Annotated in this window: 17 protein-coding genes; 10 read left to right on the top strand and 7 right to left on the bottom strand. The window is 55.6% G+C overall.

Annotated features, from left to right (window positions below; all coding sequences use genetic code 11):
• Positions 1–172 precede the first annotated feature (172 nt).
• From NMP98_RS19400 to NMP98_RS19390, 3 genes are all read right to left on the bottom strand, one after another.
• Positions 173–457 carry a hypothetical protein gene (locus NMP98_RS19400; protein WP_092635550.1) on the bottom strand — a complete coding sequence of 95 codons (285 nt, stop codon included), beginning with the start codon at positions 455–457 and terminating at the stop codon, positions 173–175.
• Between the two features lie 3 nt (positions 458–460).
• Complete coding sequence (locus NMP98_RS19395; RefSeq protein ID WP_254861390.1) at positions 461–823, bottom strand: hypothetical protein; 363 nt, start codon at positions 821–823, stop codon at positions 461–463.
• A gap of 545 nt (positions 824–1,368) precedes the next feature.
• Complete coding sequence (locus NMP98_RS19390) at positions 1,369–1,761, bottom strand: winged helix-turn-helix domain-containing protein (protein WP_254861389.1); 393 nt, start codon at positions 1,759–1,761, stop codon at positions 1,369–1,371.
• A gap of 112 nt (positions 1,762–1,873) precedes the next feature.
• Here NMP98_RS19390 and NMP98_RS19385 point away from each other — a divergent pair, with 112 nt between their 5' ends.
• Positions 1,874–2,542, top strand: a complete 669-nt coding sequence (locus NMP98_RS19385) for a DUF7509 family protein (protein ID WP_254861388.1) — start codon at positions 1,874–1,876, stop codon at positions 2,540–2,542.
• 196 nt (positions 2,543–2,738) lie between these two features.
• On the opposite strand, the gene NMP98_RS19380 is transcribed toward NMP98_RS19385, so the two are convergent.
• The gene (locus tag NMP98_RS19380) at positions 2,739–3,422 is read right to left on the bottom strand and encodes a hypothetical protein (RefSeq protein WP_254861387.1); all 684 of its coding nucleotides are present in this window, start codon (positions 3,420–3,422) and stop codon (positions 2,739–2,741) included.
• A 45-nt stretch (positions 3,423–3,467) separates the two neighbouring features.
• Positions 3,468–4,484, bottom strand: a complete 1,017-nt coding sequence (locus NMP98_RS19375) for a nucleotide kinase domain-containing protein (protein ID WP_254861386.1) — start codon at positions 4,482–4,484, stop codon at positions 3,468–3,470.
• A 120-nt stretch (positions 4,485–4,604) separates the two neighbouring features.
• Between NMP98_RS19375 and NMP98_RS19370 the strand changes: the two genes are divergently transcribed.
• From NMP98_RS19370 to NMP98_RS19355, 4 genes are read left to right on the top strand one after another with little or no spacing between them, the layout of a single operon-like run.
• Positions 4,605–5,492, top strand: a complete 888-nt coding sequence (locus tag NMP98_RS19370; protein WP_254861385.1) for a zinc-ribbon domain-containing protein — start codon at positions 4,605–4,607, stop codon at positions 5,490–5,492.
• Positions 5,489–6,064, top strand: coding sequence for a hypothetical protein (locus NMP98_RS19365; RefSeq protein ID WP_254861384.1), 576 nt, complete (start codon positions 5,489–5,491; stop codon positions 6,062–6,064). The genes NMP98_RS19370 and NMP98_RS19365 overlap by 4 nt, the downstream gene beginning before the upstream one ends.
• Positions 6,065–6,080: 16 nt before the next feature.
• Positions 6,081–6,518, top strand: coding sequence for a DUF4231 domain-containing protein (locus NMP98_RS19360; RefSeq protein ID WP_254861383.1), 438 nt, complete (start codon positions 6,081–6,083; stop codon positions 6,516–6,518).
• A gap of 44 nt (positions 6,519–6,562) precedes the next feature.
• Positions 6,563–7,033 carry a TIR domain-containing protein gene (locus NMP98_RS19355; RefSeq protein WP_254861382.1) on the top strand — a complete coding sequence of 157 codons (471 nt, stop codon included), beginning with the start codon at positions 6,563–6,565 and terminating at the stop codon, positions 7,031–7,033.
• A 23-nt stretch (positions 7,034–7,056) separates the two neighbouring features.
• Here the strand turns inward: NMP98_RS19355 and NMP98_RS19350 are convergent, their stop codons facing one another.
• Positions 7,057–7,659, bottom strand: coding sequence for a hypothetical protein (locus NMP98_RS19350; protein WP_254861381.1), 603 nt, complete (start codon positions 7,657–7,659; stop codon positions 7,057–7,059).
• A gap of 440 nt (positions 7,660–8,099) precedes the next feature.
• Here NMP98_RS19350 and NMP98_RS19345 point away from each other — a divergent pair, with 440 nt between their 5' ends.
• The 4 genes from NMP98_RS19345 to NMP98_RS19330 all read left to right on the top strand — a co-directional run bounded on the left by NMP98_RS19345 (position 8,100) and on the right by NMP98_RS19330 (position 12,113).
• Positions 8,100–8,456 carry a calcium-binding protein gene (locus NMP98_RS19345; protein WP_254861380.1) on the top strand — a complete coding sequence of 119 codons (357 nt, stop codon included), beginning with the start codon at positions 8,100–8,102 and terminating at the stop codon, positions 8,454–8,456.
• A gap of 114 nt (positions 8,457–8,570) precedes the next feature.
• A complete protein-coding gene (locus tag NMP98_RS19340; protein WP_254861379.1) occupies positions 8,571–9,983 on the top strand; it encodes a DEAD/DEAH box helicase in 1,413 nt (470 codons plus the stop codon).
• A complete protein-coding gene (locus tag NMP98_RS19335) occupies positions 9,970–11,310 on the top strand; it encodes a DUF790 family protein (protein ID WP_254861405.1) in 1,341 nt (446 codons plus the stop codon). Before NMP98_RS19340 ends, NMP98_RS19335 begins: the two co-directional genes overlap by 14 nt.
• Before the next feature lie 131 nt (positions 11,311–11,441).
• On the top strand, positions 11,442–12,113 hold the full coding sequence (locus NMP98_RS19330) for a tyrosine-type recombinase/integrase (RefSeq protein ID WP_254861378.1): 672 nt from the start codon (positions 11,442–11,444) through the stop codon (positions 12,111–12,113).
• Between the two features lie 49 nt (positions 12,114–12,162).
• On the opposite strand, the gene NMP98_RS19325 is transcribed toward NMP98_RS19330, so the two are convergent.
• Positions 12,163–15,816 (bottom strand): Eco57I restriction-modification methylase domain-containing protein, encoded by a 3,654-nt coding sequence (locus NMP98_RS19325; protein WP_254861377.1) that lies wholly within the window; start codon positions 15,814–15,816, stop codon positions 12,163–12,165.
• Between the two features lie 162 nt (positions 15,817–15,978).
• Here NMP98_RS19325 and NMP98_RS19320 point away from each other — a divergent pair, with 162 nt between their 5' ends.
• Positions 15,979–18,285, top strand: coding sequence for an Eco57I restriction-modification methylase domain-containing protein (locus NMP98_RS19320; protein WP_254861376.1), 2,307 nt, complete (start codon positions 15,979–15,981; stop codon positions 18,283–18,285).
• Positions 18,286–18,290: the final 5 nt, after the last annotated feature.

The raw sequence follows: 18,290 nt of genomic DNA, 5'->3' as shown, positions 1-18,290 counted from the left end.
CACAATCTACATTTTGTACATTATTCATATTTTGGGCACAATCCCAACTTCCCCGATCTCTACCATTTAAATATAATCTACGCAATCTACATTATCTAGGTAGAGTCAGATTGGCAAACTCTCATCGGTAAGAGCACACCTCTACTTTTTGTAAGAGAGATCGGTCTAAATGCTACAGGTGCTCATCAAACCAATCTCCAAGACCACCTGAGACATTACGATACGCCCACCTTCCTCCACCACTCTTTGGGATTTGGGTTACGACGATTGAGTCATTCGTGTCGGTGACACCAGTCAGCTCATCGGCGATATCACCCGCGCCTTTGTTTGAAACGTCAACCAACCAGGTGGACTCAAGAGCATCAAATGTCGGACCTAGGGACTCAATCGCCTCGTGGATCTCTTCGTAGTCCTGTCCCGGTTCGTGTAAATCGTAACTGATCTCGTAAACCGTCATGTATTAAGAACTAAAGCTGCTAACGGCTGCACCTGCAATTCCGACAGCGGCCAGGGTATACTTCGGTGCATCATAGATCCCGTGGGCGATCGCATTGCCGGTCTCTGGGTTGTGGCGGTCTAATTCGATTGTCCATTCATCCTCGTACTCCCGGATCTGGAAGCTATCCGTCTCTCGCTGATCCCGGTACACCGCCTCTGCACCAGCTTCGATCGACCAATACGAACGCTCGAATCCCGGAGGGAGCGTAAGTTCGGCAGTCTTCGGAACGGTGATTTTCACTCCGTACCCTTGCTCGCGTGATAACCGTTTTGCCTCTGCCCAAGAATAGGCGTAACCGCTGTCCTCAGATGGTGAACTGACCATATCTAATTCTAGCAACTAAGTAACATAAAGGCTGAGTAAGCGGGGTGGAAGTGAAACACATTCCTAGCTATTTTTTAGCTCTACATTCCGCACACATTCATCACAATTATCACTACAACCTTCGAGCGCCAAGGAATGCAATGTACAGAATCTACATTATCCACATTATTTACATTATCCCAATGGGTGCGATATCGACATTGTCCAGCCATTCCGATATGAGAAACCGGGGTGGTAGACTGCCTCGGATTCCCGCCAGACCGAGGCACCATGGTCGTTCGACTATCTACACGACCCCAGACAGGAACGGGAGGTGACCAGTAGAACAGTGACGACGACCGCCTGAGTAATCGATGGATCAGTACTCGTGGTAGTGAAGCTCCACGGCAGCCACGAGACGGATTGCAGAGACGTTCTGATGGTTGCGGAAGAGATCAATCCGATTCAGCAAACCGTGTTTGTTGGTTGGCGATATGATGTGCTGAAACCCGGCAAAAGTTCCGATGAGCGTTGGGAACGACACAGACAGAGAACCCTACGACAGCTTACGAATAGGCGTCGTTGAACTCCCGTTCACGGCGCATCAGCTCTTCGACACCGTGCTCAAGAATACCCCGCCCCATTGCCGTCGGCCGATAGTACGTGTAAAAACCCTGGCTGTCAGCGGTCCGTCGCTGGCGCTTGTCGACAAGCCCGACGTCGACCAGTTCGTCGAGATGGTAGTGGAAATTGTGGGATTCGACCTCGACCGCGGTCTTGAGATCGGCAGCACTCAGTTCGTCGTTGGCGACGAGCGTGCGGAGGATCCGGAACCGCGTCGGGTGGCCGATCGCCTGTTGCATCGCGAGATACTCCTCAAGCGTCAGCCCGCTATCCTTGGGAAGCGGCGGTTCCGGCTGACGAATCTCCTCTGTTGGCTGGCGATCGGTTTCGGACATTTGGGGGTGCCTCGGGTCCTATGTTGGGACGCCACGTACTTAGTCGTTCTCGACTAGAATATTCCTGAAAACACCGATATTTATATACTATCGTTCCGAATCGACGAGTCGAATGCGGCAACGGATTATCGATAATCTCCCCCGTGCCGCTGGTGATTCAGATGCGCTCGCTCCAGTCCGGCGGGAACAGTTTCTCGTCTATCTGATGGGCCCATACCGGACATTCGACGTCGACGCGCTGCTGCCGGCGGACGCCGATATCGAAACCGATGCCCCGTCATTTGCGACGTGGGACGAGACCAGCGGCGAGTACGCCGAAGACGAGGTGTTGCGGCTCCTGCAGGAGACGCGGGACTGCCTCCGCGACCGCGGATTTAATGCTTTTCTCGCAATCGATGTCGGGATTCCGCTCGACGAGATGGATGCCGCCACACAGAGTATCGCCTTTGCGCAAGCGAGTAATGCAACAATCTTCATCGCTCCACAGGTCGGCGACAATCTCGGTGTCGGGATCGAGATCGGGAGCGTCCTCGAGGAGATTCTGTCGACAGCTGGAATGCAGGGGCCGGCAGCCGATGCAACGCCACCAAGGCGTGCGCGACGGGTGATGGTCGCGACCGAACCATCGGTTCGAAGTGCGATGCTTGGCGCCGTCCACGCGCGCTGGGACGCCAGTGTCCGGACGTTCACCGATGCCGCGGACTGCTGTCGGCTCTGCGCACAGTTCTGTACCCACATTCAGAACGAGGAGCTCTATGGCTCGCTCGACCGTCTGGACTGAGTGGGCTGTCAACCGTGGACTGATGAGGCCAGGGCCTCGTTGACACTCAACCCTAATTTTAGCGTGGACGCTGTTATCGGCGTGTTCCTCCCGTTATCATCTCCTCCGGCGTCTCGTCCACCTCTTATAGGTCCATCAGGTAGGCGTCCAGCCGCGCGACCTGTAACTGTCGGATCGTCCTTTGTTGACTCGCGTATCAGGCCGAAAGAGGCGGATCCTTGAACATCTGGTACATTACATCGACAGAACGGGCGCTCCGCATCCGGTCGAACACATTGACTGGGTCCGCCATCGACAGCTCCATCACGTACCCGTCCGGTCGCTGCAGGACCAGACTCTCTAGGCCGGGCGTGAAAAAGAGGCGTGAATCGCTCTCCCACGCTTCGCACCGCCCGACCTTGTCGTAGACACGATCGAAGAACTCGACGAACGCCTCCTTGTCGTCGGCCAGGTTCTCGATGAACTCTTTCAGGCGGGTAAAGCTGAACCACAACCGGGTGTCGCTACGCTCCATGACGCCGGCTTCCTCGAGGACCTCACCGTAGGCATCCACGTCGAGTTCCCAGAGATAATCGGCGTTCACCCAGTTCGCTGGCTTCAACTGACCGAACGCGCCGTAGGCGCTGTACATCTCGTACAGGTACTCGTCCTCGGACCCGTACTCGACCTTCGCGACTGGCTCCTCTCGCGTCTCGTCGGTGACGTGCTGGAACGGCGCACCCGTATCCTCGTCGGCCGCCCAAGTCAAATGGCGATCGTTCCAGTCCGGGATGAACGCAGCCCCACTAGAAGTGGAAGTGATACCGAACGTCCGATCACCCGGGAGATTGATCTTTACTTTGTCGTCTTTAGCGACGATCTCCAAGCTGAACTTCGTCACGTGCCATGATAGACACCACTTACCTCCGCTTACGGACTGCCGGATTTATATCTTGCTCCGTTCCGGAACCCGGATGTGTGGTGCCGTTTCGTAGATGCTCCGCAGCTCGTTTCCGGACCGGGCCTCGGAGTCCCGGAAGCATCGGCGGGCACGGCCGTTCGAGTGCAGGATCTTGTGGTACTTGTAGAACTCGCAGAGACAGTTCTGGATGTTCGCCAGCGACAGTTCCAGCGGGTCGCCCTCCTCCGTTTCCAGGAAAGGAAAATCCAAATCAAGCCGGTCGAACTCCTCTTGCTGGTGCTGGCGTAGCCACCGCATTACGGCAAGCCGGTCGAATCCGTTGAACTCGGTGACAAGTTGCTTCAATCCCTTCTGCGCGCCCGGTCCCGGTGACGACCAGTCGTCAGGTGAGAACGAGAGTACGCTATCACCGTCGTAGGAATCGACGGGATACAGGAGGTCCACAAGGGTCTGATAGGAGAGAAAGTTCCCGAACCCAGGTTGCGCCCGGATCAGGTCGTAGGCATCCTCCAGCGAATCGGCTGCGAGCACCTGGTCAAAGAAGTTGGGGTCCGCGGTGAGCTCGTCGAAGAGCGCAGCCACGTTCTCGACTTTGTCGGATGACCCCATGTGGTTGTAGCCGCTGACCATGTACGCCCCGGTGAACACTGTCTCGTCCAGCTCGTCGCGCCGATGTTTCAACTGGGCCTCAAACTCGGCCGCGTCGAAGTCGTCGAGCGACTGGAACCCGAGATAGTCGTGCGTCTCCAGCCGGCCGATCAACCGGTACAGCATCACATTGAAGATCTTGTCCTGCCGGGACGCATCGACCTCGAGGATGTGCTGGATGACGTACTGCGTCCCGGGATCGAGCTCGCGATAAACGTTCGTGAACCGGTATTCTTGGAGAATATCGTCGTCCGTCCACGGCGACTGCTGCCCCTCAACCACCCGACGATACCACACCTGCTGACGTTCGGTGATGAACCGCCAGAACAGGTCAAGCGTATCTTGGTCGAGACTATCCCTGATCTCGTCGGGCTTCGATAAGGATTGAGACATTACTCGTATGCTGTGTAAACCAGCCGTTGACTCATTGAATCTTACGGGAACCCGTTTTACCGAGCGAACATTCGTGCGGAGAAACCTTTAGGCGGCCGGAGGATCGCATCTCTACGTAGTATGAGATATGATTCCGATGCTGCACGCGACTTCATGCCCCCCAACGATCCGTGGGAGGAGCATAATGCATCGGAGGACGCCAAGAGCTATCTGACGCTCTACTACTGCGAGGACGACATCAGCAAGTATCCGGTCCGAGAGGTCACCAAGGTCAACGACAACAAGAGCGATCCGAACCTCGAAACGATGAGTTACGGCCTCTGCTCTACCTGCACCCGGGACATCCGCTCCGGCCTGGTCAAGAACGACCGCCCCTATCTCTTCTTCTGCACCAACTACCACGGCGACCGCCACCTCGCCGGATACTACCACATCGGCTGGCACTCCTTGGGCTGGCCACTGCTCACCAACTACCGGGACGGTAGCATCCAGGATGATTATCGACTGGTGGCCGACGAGATGCACTGGGTCTATCCACCGATCAGTTTCGAGACCGTCGCCGAGGAGACAGGGTTCGACGGGATCCAGAGCGGGTTCCGGAAGAAGCTGGTCGGTCCCGACCGGACCGCCGACCTCCTCGCCCTCCTCCACGACCGCGAGGATTATTCTGAGCGGTATATCGAGGAGATCCGGCGGCTGGAACGGATCAACAAGCGGTACCACGAGTACCGGTACCCGACCTGGGAGCGGGAGGACAGTTTCGACTGGGAGTCCGTGGAGAACTACGTCGAGATGGCGACCACGGACGAGGATGACGGCAATAAGGAAATCCTAGAGCAGAAGGTCGACGAGTTCGACGTCGATCTCGATCTTATCACCTCTAGAGGCGTGTCCGACTGGTTCTGCCTGCTCTGCGAGCATGAGTTCGAGAACGAGGCCCCGCTGAAACTGTGCCCTAACTGTGATAATGGAGGCGGGGTTATTCCCGACCGAGCGATCAACGCATGACCGACTCCACAGACCTCCTTGACCTGCAGAAACGGCAGCAGGAGCACGACGAAGGACATCACCGGGATGTCTACACGCTTCCGTATCCCGACAGGATGAACCACTACGTCCTGCACTTCTCGAAATACGTAGGCCGCCTCTCCCGAGACTACGCCGACGAGGAGACGCGGATGGAACAACTCGAAAAGACGCTGGCGGACAGCTTCATCGTCGCCCTCGCGGCGGCGAACACGCTCAACCTGGACCTGCAGGCGCAGCTGGAGGAGATGTTCGGGATCGAAGCCGAGGGCGTCGCAGAATGGGCGGAACAGCTGGATCCAGCTGACGACCCGATGGATTCGGAGGAGGTCCAGGACTGGCTGTTCCAGCGGATGGCCGCGCCCGCCGGCAGCATGTCGAATGCGATGGAATCCCTCGACCACATGGAGCCGATGAACACCCGGGAACTGCTCGAAGAGGAGACCGTCGAGATCGTCTCGGATCTGCTCATCGCCGCGGAGAATCTGGACGTCGACCTCGAAGCACTGCTGGACGACCGGTGGACGAAGATTGAGGAAGAGTCGATTCTGTGACCGTGGAGCCTTACCGATGGTAGATAATTTCGACGAATTCTACGAGTTCTACGAAGGACAGTTCGAGTGGTATGACGACAAGGCGGTTCGTAACAAATGGATGCATCGGTTAATGAAGGGCGCACAGATCGTGCTGGCCGCCATCCTACCTGTCGCCGTGTCGCTGTTCCCTGTGACGAGCAGCACGGTCTGGAAGAACACAATCATCATCGCTGCGGTCCTGCTTATCATCTTGGAGGCACTCGAATCCTATCTCAACTATCAAAAGAAGTGGATGAACTACCGAACCACCGCCGAAGGCCTGCGGCGGGAAGAACAGATGTTCAAGACGCGGACGGATGAGTACGAGGGTGTAGACGATCCTGAGCAGGTGTTCGTCGATCGGGTGCTGGCGCTCACCAGCCAGGAAAACCGGTACTGGGAGATTACTACGCGAAAGGCACAAGAGGCCTAGCCACGTTTTATCAATAAGCACGGCTTTCCAGGCCGCCATCACCAATGCCGACCCGCCGCGTCTTCATCAGTTACGAAGGAAGCGACCGCATGAAAGCGAAAGGCTTCCGGCTGCTCCGCTGGAACAACAACGTCGATGTCTCCTTCCACGACCGACACCTCCTCGACCCTGTAGACAGCACAAACGACGACTACATTCGTAGCTGCATCCGGGACGAAATGAAAGGTACCTCGGTCACCGTCGTCATGGTCGGCGAGAACACGAAAGACAGCGACTGGGTCGATTACGAGGTTGAGCGCTCGCTCAAGGAAGGCAACGGCCTAGTCGCAATCAAGGTCGATGACGATATCTCCGACGAGGACATCCCTGATAAGTTGAAAGAAAACGGCGCTGAGATCGTCGACTGGGATCCAAACGAGTTCGACGACGCGATTGAGCGAGCGGCGAGCCAGCGGAGCAAGGTCGGCGAGTCTACGGTCCGCGGCCGGGCAGGAACCGGCTGTGGCCGTTCCTGACACCCGTTCTCTGCCGTCTTCACTCAGGCGTTCCGGTAGAGAATGTCGATATCTTCAGGCCTGTCACGGCGGTCATGGGCCCGATTCGTTCGGCCCCAGACCAGCCCCTCTGCCCAAATCACCAGATCCTCTAGCACCCAGTCGGACGGCAAATTCCCGTCGACCACATGGATGTCGTATTCGAACGCATCATCCGTCTGATCGGAGTACGTCACCTGCACGCGAGCGTCTTCCGAGATGTCGTCGTCCGTGGTTCCGGCCTTGGAGACGACAACCGTGCTCGGGTGAGAGAAGAGAGGGTAACGCTCGGATGTCGGGCCAGTTCGAACCTCCACGCTTCCCGGGTCGGGGTAGTTCGATCCCTGCTGGAGCGGCCTGATCGGATATCCGCGATCGACCAGTTCTTCCTCAACCTCGTGAATAAACTGGGGGACACCATCGGCGTCCCTATTTACCGGTCCGTCAGCTCGTCCCGTACCGACGAGCGTGAACCATGTGTTCGTGCCAAGCGGACGGAGATAATGGAGGTTCTCCGTGGGGCCGTCGTCGACATCCGCACGGATGGTGAGTGCCTGTTCGCTATCAGTGATAGCCGTTGTCACGGATATATCCTCGATTGTTACCATAGTATCTCCAGATGATGGCCGGCCGATACGTGAAGGTACTGCCACAGACTTGGATCGGGACTCAAGCTCAGATAAACGAAGTTATGCCGTGGAAGTCGCGTTTCTGGATAATCCGTTGTAGAGTTCTTTGATTTTGCGACACGCTCCCCTGCCGTCCGCGTCCATCTGCTCGCACAACTCATACGGATTAGTGCCTTCGAGTACCGGTGGTTCGCCGCGCAGTTCGGGCGAACCACCGGTAAAGAGCGACCCTAATCTGTATCAGACAATCCCATCCTCCAGATTAACCAACAGTATACAGATCTGTCGAGCATTCGTTGGTTAACTTTGTCCAGCGACTCGGAGCGGTTCCACGACCATGATTGAGCGCGTCCTGCATCGGTGGAGGAGTGGTTTCGGCCACCCCGAATATCTTGAAATCGGAATGAGTAGTGGTCAGCATGACGCGGGCCGAGAAGGACGAGGAGCGGGAAGAGCGCATCAAGATACGCATCATCGTTGATACCTACAGCCCAGAAGAGCAGGCGTGGGGATGGTACGCGTATCTGGATGACACGATGGACTTTCCGTTCGAAGCACAGTGTGTCACCGAGCGAGAGGAGTCACCCCTAGAGGAAGGCGAAACGGTACGCGTGGTTGGAATGTCCCCGACAGATCCGACTCTCAACCAGATGTTCGTGACGATCGAGTGGATGGGCAGAGAACTTGGCGTGCCACTGGAGCAACTGGAGCCGATCGAAGCCAGTAGTAACACGAACCAAGCGATCGCGGACTGGCAGTACTGGCTCGATCGTTGACAACCAAGCCCCTCGATAGAACATCCCCAACTACAGAAGAACAGAGGCGTGCTTCACCAGATCCCGGACAACCCACATATTGAATCCGGTCGGGAACGTCCGAGGTGATACTGAATGCAAGTCGAATTCGACGACGGAACGCTCCTGCTCCGTAATGCCCCCGACGATGTTCCCTATGGGGAGTGGGACGACCGCGTCGACGAGTACCGAACGCGAGCATATCGATATCGAGCGCTGCTCGAGTGGGCCGGCGAGTGGACGGACGGAAACGAGCAGGCAACGTTGCAAGAGGGTTTCGCTCACACTCTCGAAGACGACGCGCGGGCCTACCCCGATCTCGAACTCACGCCAGCGCTCCACATCGAACCGCGCGACTACCAGCAGGCCGCGCTCGACGCCTGGATCGACCACGATCGGCGAGGGAGTGTCGTGCTCCCCACGGGCAGCGGGAAGACGTTCCTCGGGCTGCAGGCCATCGCCGACGCCGGCGTGAGCACGCTCGTCGTGACGCCGACGATCGACCTCATGAATCAGTGGCACGCCACGCTCACCAACGCCTTCGGCGACCAGCTCTCCGAGCCGATCGGCGTCCTCGGTGGCGGCAGCCACGACGTCACCGCGATCACCGTCACCACCTACGACAGCGCCTACCGCTACGTCAACGAGTACGGCGACCAGTTCGGTCTACTTGTCGTCGACGAGGAACACCACCTGCCAGCTCCGACCTACCGGCAGATCCCCGAGATGATGATCGCGCCGTATCGCCTCGGGCTGACCGCCACCTACGAGCGGCCCGACGGCAAGCACGAACTCCTCGAGGACCTCATCGGCCCCGTTGTCTACCGGGAAGACATCGACGAGCTCGCCGGTGAATACCTCAGCGAGTACGAAACGATCCACATGTCGGTCGAGCTCACGGCCGACGAGCGCGAGCAGTACGACGAAGAGTATCATATCTACCGGGACTACGTCGACAGCCACGAGTTCGACCTCTGGAAAGAAGAGGGCTACCAGGAGTTCCTCAAGAGCACCTCCTACGACCCGCAGGGGCGACGTGCCCTCATCGCCAAGCAACGCGCCGAACGAATCGCCCGCACTGCCGAGAAGAAACTTGACACACTTGACAATCTCATCAAGCGCCATCACGACGACCGCGCGATCATCTTCACCGCCAACAACGACTTCGCCTACGACATCTCTCGGGAGTTCATCGTCCCCTGCATCACCCACCAGACCAAGACCGACGAACGCACCGAGATTCTGGAGCGGTTCCGGACCGGCGAATACTCGATGCTCGTCACGTCGCAGGTCCTCGACGAGGGGATCGACGTCCCGGCGGCAAACGTTGGGATCATCCTCTCGGGGAGCGCCTCGAAACGCCAGTACGCGCAACGGCTCGGCCGCATTCTTCGACCGACGGACGACCGCCAGCCCGCCCGTCTCTACGAAATCATCACCGAGGACACGATGGAGACCTACGTTTCGCAACGCCGCCAGGAGGGGGTGAGTGCCAGTGCTGACGGCTGACCTCGCACGCTCGCGCACGACCGACGAGAAGGTCACCCCGCTGTTCATCGATCCCGACGAGGAGCGCTACCGACAGACCGCTCGAGAACTCATCCAGCTGTTTGAGAACCACCTTGGCGAGCCGAAAGGCGATCTCGAAGACGCGATTGACGAGCTCACCGTCGCGGATACCGACTACAAGATCGTCCAGGGACTCGCGAAGCTCCTCAAAGACGAGTGTGAGTTCGAGGTCGTCGCCTCCGTCGACCCACGGGAGATTCGCCGGCGACTCTTCGAGAAAGCCAACGAGCGCTATCCGATCGTCCGACAGCCGACGCTCGGCGAAGACACACAGAAACTGGAGGTGTACAGCGCGGTCGCTGACGACCTCGGGGTGTCGCTCGAGGAGTGCTATCGAGGGATGTACGCCGATCTCGAAGACAACAAACGACTCGTCCGAATCGGCACGCGGACGGCCGCCCAGTACGCCAGTGATGACGATACGTCGACGTCGACGACCAACCTGACCGGCAGCAGCGACGCGGAGTACGAACACACAGATCTCACCGTGGACTGGCTGTTGACGCGCTACAACCTCGCGCTCGCACAGGCGGTGCTCTACGACGCCACAGAAATGCGGATTCAGGTATGGGACCACTTCGGGACGGTGTTCAGCTACGTGAAGCTGTTCGGGTTGATGCATCGCATCTATCCGATCGACTCCGACGGTGAGCGCGTAGCGGGCACGGACCAAGCCGCCGGCTACGAGGCCGTACTGGACGGCCCGGCGTCGCTATTCTCGAAGTCGCAGAAGTATGGAATCCGGATGGCGAACTTCCTGCCGGCGTTGCCCCTCTGTGACCGCTGGGAGATGGTTGCCGAGATCCTCGTCGACGAGACGACCGGCGCGACGCGACAGTTCGCGCTCGATCACACGGAGGGCCTCGATTCGCACTACAGTGCTGGCAAGCGGTTCGATAGCGACGTGGAGCGGACGCTCGCGGATAAATGGGAGCGAGCGAATACGGACTGGGTGTTGGTGCGGGAGGACGATGTCTTCGACCTGGGTGCCGAGGTGATGATCCCCGACTTCGCAATCGAAAATCCCGATGGCAGGCGAGCGATCCTCGAGATCGTCGGCTTCTGGACACCCGAGTATCTGGACGCAAAGCTGGAGAAGATTCGAAAGGTGGAGGCCGACAATTTCGTGCTGGCTGTCTCGGAGCAACTGGATTGTGCGAGCGAGGAGTTCGGGAGCGCCGCCGATCGAGTGCTGTGGTTCAAAACTGGAATTCACGTCTACGATGTAGTCGATTTAGTCGAGCAATACGCGACAGAGATGCCATAGAGTCAAGAGTAGGCTCGCAAACGCAACCTTCTCCTGTCACAGTGGATCTCAGCTCCGATCGCTGTGAACCAATTCGTCTTAACAGCCGGAGAAGATGCGGGTTATCTTTGTATCGACAGACAGCGATAGATATGGTAGCAACACGAGAGAGAGCCCTTAGCGAACGGGAGTTCGAACTATTGTTAGAAGGAGCTGGGCGAATAGGAGATACGCAACGGAGGCTCGAAACACGAGCAGCTATCCTCCTTGGAGGTCGTCTTGGACTTAGACCAGGAGAAACAACGCACTTGTCGACATCGTGGGTTGACATAGAGCGGCAGATGATCCAAATACCCAGTCAAGAAAACTGTACGAAGGGACGAGATGGCGGGATCTGTGGATACTGTCGGCAGGCGGTAAAACAACGGCTGGACCACAATCCCAATACGGATTTTCAGAGCTTTGCTGAGCGTTATTGGCTCCCGAAAACAGAAGCCGCATCTCGAACAGTTCCGTACCACTTTTCATATCGAGTTCGAGTCGCGGTTGAATTGTTACTCGACGAACATGGTGGCTGGCCGTATTCGTTCTCGACCTTACAGCGGCGTCTAGAAACGGCCCTGGGACTGTCTCCAGAACTGTCCAATGACGCAACCTCGTTACACGGACTACGTGCCACAGCAGCCTCGTACCATGCAGGAAGAGGCTTGGATCTTCCCGCACTCCGAGCAATGTTCGGTTGGGAGGACATCACGACTGCACGTCAATATCTGAACGTCGATGGAGCGATGACCCGGCGAGCGCTGGACAGTATTCATCAGTAAAGCTGAACCCCCTGATGTTCGGAAACCAGGCGTAGCGCTAATTCAATAGTTATTCCATCGGCCCTACGTCTCCAAGATGAGTGTATTTCTCAGCAACCTTCTCGAAGTACGCCTCCGTCATAATTCGAGGATTCGACACCCGATGGAAGTCATCAAGGACGAACTGCATTTCCTCCTCATCCAGCCCATATGCGTGAAACACGGCCGCGTCAACTTCGGCTTGTAGTTCACGCCGAGTCTCCATATCCGTCGCCGGCTTAATCCCACCCAGTCGCTCACGCATCTCAGCAAACTCCTCACCATAACAGTTGAGCTTCGCCGCTCGATCGGCGATGTAGTGGAACCAGTCGTCGCCGTCAGTGAGTCGGGGCGCCTGTGACTCCTCAAATTTGTACTTCGAGGCGTGTGAATCAACTTTTGTCCGCATCAAGAAATCAAAGGGGATACTGTTGATCAGACCAAGCGCGACGAAAAGCTCCCTATCAGTGAAAACGCTGTCGTAAGCGCTGTGCATCGGGAACTCCGAAAGATCGTCCTTGGTAGGGTTCGCCTCGAATGGGCGGACCGTGTACAGCGTATGGACGACGACTCCACCTGGCGGAATTACAGCCGCGATGAGCGTCCGTTCATCAGTTGCACGAGCGACTTCACGGAGCACAAGTCGATACTCAGAGCTATGGAGACGGACGTCTTCCAAGGACAGTTCGGGACGGTCGAATTCCCCGGTCAGCAACCGATTGACGAAACGTTTCTGGGAACTTGACGGGAGATGGCTGAACGCAGGGGCATCAGCGAATTTGTTGTAGATAGCCTTCTTGAGGCTGATCGCATCGTTCCGGGCACGGAAGTTCTTCTCTCGAACGCGATGCTTCGCGCTCAGCTCCTCGTTATCCTCATCGACACTCCACAAAGAGATGGGTTCGAGGTCGTCGACGTAGGTCGGTTCGTAACAAAACTGATGTATATTCTTTCCCTGATAGACTGGATAATCTCCTTTGGATTCGTCGTCGATGAATCTATCTCGATCTCGTCCTCGATCCAGTTCCTTGTACAAGACCGTACGCCAAGCACCTTCAATTTCAGTCGACAATGGTGGTGTCTGGAGAATTTTATCCAGCACAGAGACCTCTCGTTGGTCCTCGATGTTAGGGAAAATTCGAGCTCCAGGAGAATACTCTTTGAGGATGCGTGCTGGAATTTCTAGAGCTACATCGTCAATTGACCGAAGAACATCAACGGAAGTCTGATGAAAGATTCCGTGGACAGTATCAGTGCTTCCGTCTGTTCGGAGCGTAACGATACCGAAGTTATACCTAGTGTCTATATCGGAGAAGATACCTCGGTTTTCAAATCCGATGATGCTCTGAATCTCAGACTCTTCCAAGGCATGTACTCGCAAATCCTTCCCCGCGGCGGCATTGAAGAACGGACCAGGAAGCAGCTGTGAAACATAACCACCATCTCTGACGATATCATAGACGCGCTCGAAGAACAGTAGAGACAGGTCGTTCGTCCGCGCAATCTGCTGACCTTCTACGCTTGGCGTTTGGTACTCATATTCTCCACTCTGGTTGATATAGGTCGCTTGCCGTTCCTTGTCCCGCTGGAACTTCTCCCATCCCGCAGCGATCTCAGGGTTCTCTAAGAGCTCCTCTACCTTCTTGTCCTTTTTACTTGGCGGGCGGCTACGAAACTCAGTATCGTACTTTGGGAAGAAGTCCGTCCGGTATGGCTTCAGCTCATCCCACGGTGGATTTCCAATGATGACATCAAAGCCGCCTTCGCGATAGACTGTCGCGAACTCAAGTACCCAATGAAACGGTGAGAACTCCTCTAGTTCCTCAAGAGAAACATCCTCGTCGACAAGTTCGTTGAACTGATCGCGGATCTTTTCATTAAGCTCCTCGCTGTGGGTGTCGATTTTTCGCTCAGCCATTTTACGAGCATTCTGCGCCTCACGGGCAGAGTCCGCTGCTCGATGGCGATCCTGTTCCCTGATGATGTCTTCATAGAGGTCTTTGACTGCAGTTCCGACACCCCAATTCGAGAGTGACGCGTCGCCGGCATCCTCCCGTGCGACTTCTTGGAGCTCGGTGAACCCGATTAGCGAGTTACCCTGACGGATGTTGAAATCAATATTCGGGAGTGGTTCGACCTCGTTCGGTTCGTCCTCGATATCAGCGACCATCGACAGCCACAATCGTAGTTTGCAGATCTCGACTGCTCCGTCCTCAATATCGACCCCATAGAGATTGTTAAGAATGATAGATCGCTTTGCGAAAAGTGACATCCCCCCGTGTCCCTCTTCAATACTCTCTAATTCTACACGACTTCGACTCTCCAGCTCCCAACCTTGCCCTTCAGCTTCGAGCCGCTGGAAATACTCAATGCATTGCATATATAGGTCCATCAGCACCTCCTGTGCGGCGAGAAGGAAGGCACCACTTCCTACGGCGGGATCGAGAATGTGTGCTTCCTTCAGAATGTCGTGGTAGAGAGTCTCCACATGGCTGGTCTGGACGTTTTCCGTTGGAACTTGCTGGGTTATGGTTCCACCATCGGCAACAGCTTCTGCGCTACTATCTGCCTCGGGCACAGGGAATCCGAACACATTGTCGATCTCGTCGTAGTCTGCGTTCACAGCCTCGTTGAGTTGATCGAGTAGATATGGATGAATCGTCCGTCGGGCCATGAACCCCGTGATCTCTTCCGGTGTGTAGTACGCCCCCATCTCCTTCTGATTAACCGTTTGCTCGAAGATGTGGCCCAAGATCGCTGGGGAGAGGTTCTTGGGATCGACAATGTCGAGTCGTTCGTCTACGTTCCAATTCCAGTCGGAGAGGAAGTCGAGGATATCGTCGAAGAGCCCGTTCGTTTCCTCGGCAGAGCCGCCTAATTTCGCATCCTCAAACTCCTCTTCGACAGGATTCCTTGCGAACAAGCCACCGTTCAGGTACGGAAGACTGCCGAAGTCAGGGTTCTGTTTGTCTTCCGCGAGGTATTCGAAGAAAAGCGGTTCGTAGAACTCTTCGTAATGGTCACCACCCTCGTCAACGACTTCATTCGGCTGTTCGTGAAGGTAATTTGGATTCCGATCAAGAAGGCGTTTTTCCTGAATGAAGTAGAGGAAGATCATCCGGTCAAGAATGACCTGCACATATCGTTGCTTCGCATCACCACGATCGTCAGGGATGCCTGTAACCTCTCGAATGAGATCTGTCCGGAGTTCCTCGAACTGTTCATAGAACTCCTTGACGACCTGTTGCGTGTCGTAGAGCGTATCGTATATCGCAGCAGAGGAACCGTACTCGATCGAGTTCAGCTTCTGGAGAATAGTGTTTTTCTCTCCGCTGTCCCGCGTGAACTGCTCCTTCGAGAACGAAATCTTTTGATGCTTAATTCGACCGTGCTGCTGCCCCTCCCAGCTTCGGACTCGCGTAATAAAGGTGAAGGTCTCGAAATCGTTGGTGGCAACAAGGTTGGTATGCCGTGAGCGATTTTCCGGTTTGAAGTCCGTGGCAGTCTCACCGGGGCCAGCATTGACAATGACGATGAATTCGTCATCATCAAGCTGGACTACGAGTTCGTTATCGCCCCCTAGTTTCGGGCGTGGTTTAAGCCCGCGTTTTTCAAAGGAGTTCGCTATATCCTGTAAAGAGTCCCAGCCCGCGATATCGGATGCGGTGATCTGCTGGAGAGTCATACCACCTGAAAGTTGCTTTACTCATATGAAAATGATGGATACGAGGGTGACTTTCGACTTAACTGGTCAATGCACTTGTTGAATAGAGTGTGAGAAGCAGCTCGTATTTTGCCAGCGTTCGTAGATAAAGCCGGAAACAGCCAGTAGCGAGACGCTCAGTTGATGCAATGCATTGAGTATTTCCAGCGGCTCGAAGCTGAAGGGCAAGGCTGGGAGCTAGAATCCAGAACGCGAGAAGAGATAGAGGATATCGAGTCTGGAAAAGGCACCTCATCACTGTACGCAAAGCGAACGGCCATCCTCAACAATTTGTACGGAGTCGATATCGACGAAGGTGCTGTTGAAATTTGCAAGCTCAGGCTCTGGTTGTCGATGGTCGCTGATATCGAGGATGAACCGAGCGAGGTCGAGCCGCTCCCCAATATCGATTTCAACGTACGGCAGGGGAACAGCCTAATCGGTCAACTCGATACGGACATCGAGAGTAACGAAGACGGAGACAGCGATCTCGATTCTTGGGAAGTGAAAACTCGTTTTGAGGACGTGAAAGAGGCCATCAAGAAGCACAAGAAAGCTGAGACCAGTGTTGAAGCCCAAGAATGGCGGAAGGAGGCAGAAGACAGAATAGAGGAACACCGGGACAAATTTGACGAAATCCTTCGGCGAGAATTCCAGGATGCTGGCTTTGACGACATAACGATTGAGGAAATTCGGGAGTGGTCCCCCTTCCACTGGCCGTTGGAGTTCGCCGACGTCTTCGAGAAAGGTGGATTCGACGTGTTCATCGGGAACCCACCATGGGACATGCTATACGCGAATCGCGACGACTTCTTCATCCGCTACGATGAGCAGTTCCGTACCTATCAGTCGGAGGAAAAAGACGGTGTGATGGAAGACCTCCTCTCAAGCCCTGAAGTTGCGTGGGAATGGGAGGACTACAAGGACTCAATGGAAACTCAGGCAGACTTCTTCACGCAAGGAGATGTCTATAAGCTCCAATCTCCGGTGGTGGGCGGTCGAACGATGCCGACAAAGAACGAACTTTCGGCTCTTTTTCTTGAGCGGGTCTTCAGACTCTCCAGAGACGGCGTGAAGGTGAGTCTGCTCCTCCCCGGTACTATCTTCGGGGGAGTAATGGGGAAAGACCTCCGAATGCATCTGCTGGACCACACGGACGTGGAGAATCTCATCGGGTTCGAGAACAAGGGTATCTTTGAGGCTATCGACGATAGATACCGGTTCGCGATTCTGACGTTCGAATATGGGGGGAAGACATCAGCTCTTCGGGGGATATTCAACCAACGTGATATGGATATAGTCTACAGGATCGAAGATGAGGCAGTCAACATTCCGCGCGACGTACTCGTCAGTTATTCTCCAGAAGGGGGAATCTTCCCATCCATCACCTCGCAGATCGAAGTAAGCGTCTTGGAGAAGGTAGTTGAGCAGCCTTCCTTGGGTGAAGATTTAGAGGACGCTTGGACAGTTGATATGCTCACTAAGGAGTTCGTTGAATCGACTGATAAGGATAGGCTCCTGACATCGCCGGAGGAGGCCGACTATCCCGTCTATGGCGGCAAAAATATCCACCAGTTCCAGTACGATAATACCCACACAGATGCGTTAGATGGACCGCAGTACTGGAGTCGGGGGATGTACGATCCACCGAATAGTGCCCAATACCGTGTTCGAGAGAAAAAATTCAACCGGGGGAACCTCAAACGGGCAATCTACGACGCCTTTGGAGGTTCAGAGACGAGCAAGTCCCAAGTTCAATTCGTAGATGAACTACTCGAAGAACACCGTAGTCACGGACTTGAGGAAGAAGATGTCCTGCTCGATTGCACTGAATACCGAATCGGCATTCGAGACGTTTCTCGATCCCGGGACGAGCGGACGATAATAGCGACGGTACTTCCGAAGGACGTCATCTGTCTCCACACCATTAACACGTTCAAGCCGTTCGCTATTGAGCCGGAAGAGGAACACCTCACAGAGTCCCCACTTCGGTCACCCTACGTTCGGCGATTTACGGATCAAGAACTCTTCGTGGCAACGGGACTCCTGAACAGCATTGCGTTCGATTTCCTGATGCGGACCAAAGTCGAGACGCACATCGTCAAGCGCGAGCTACTGGAATCCCAGCTACCACGCCTCACCGACGGAGATGACTGGTTCCATTATATCACTGAACGAGCTGCCCGATTGAACTGTTACGGGAAAGAATTCAAAGAAATGCGTGAGCGACTCGGCGGAATCGAGGCAGCGGTAGAAAACCAAGAACGCAGAGAATTACAGGCTGAAATCGACGCGGCCGCATTCCACGCGTATGGCCTGGAACGTCGTGACGTGAAGTTTGTCCTCGACGACTTCCATCGCGTTGAGAGTCCGAAGCTGATGGACGAGATGTACTTCGATCTGGTCTTGGAGAAATATGATCTGCTGGATCAGAAGGGGCCCCTACCGTAGCTCCC

It is taken from the genome of Natronomonas gomsonensis (assembly GCF_024300825.1).
In the GTDB taxonomy this organism is placed as follows: Archaea; Halobacteriota; Halobacteria; order Halobacteriales; family Haloarculaceae; genus Natronomonas; species Natronomonas gomsonensis.
The sequence above is the reverse complement of the archived record's forward strand: the minus strand, read 5'-3'. Positions and strand labels throughout refer to the sequence as shown.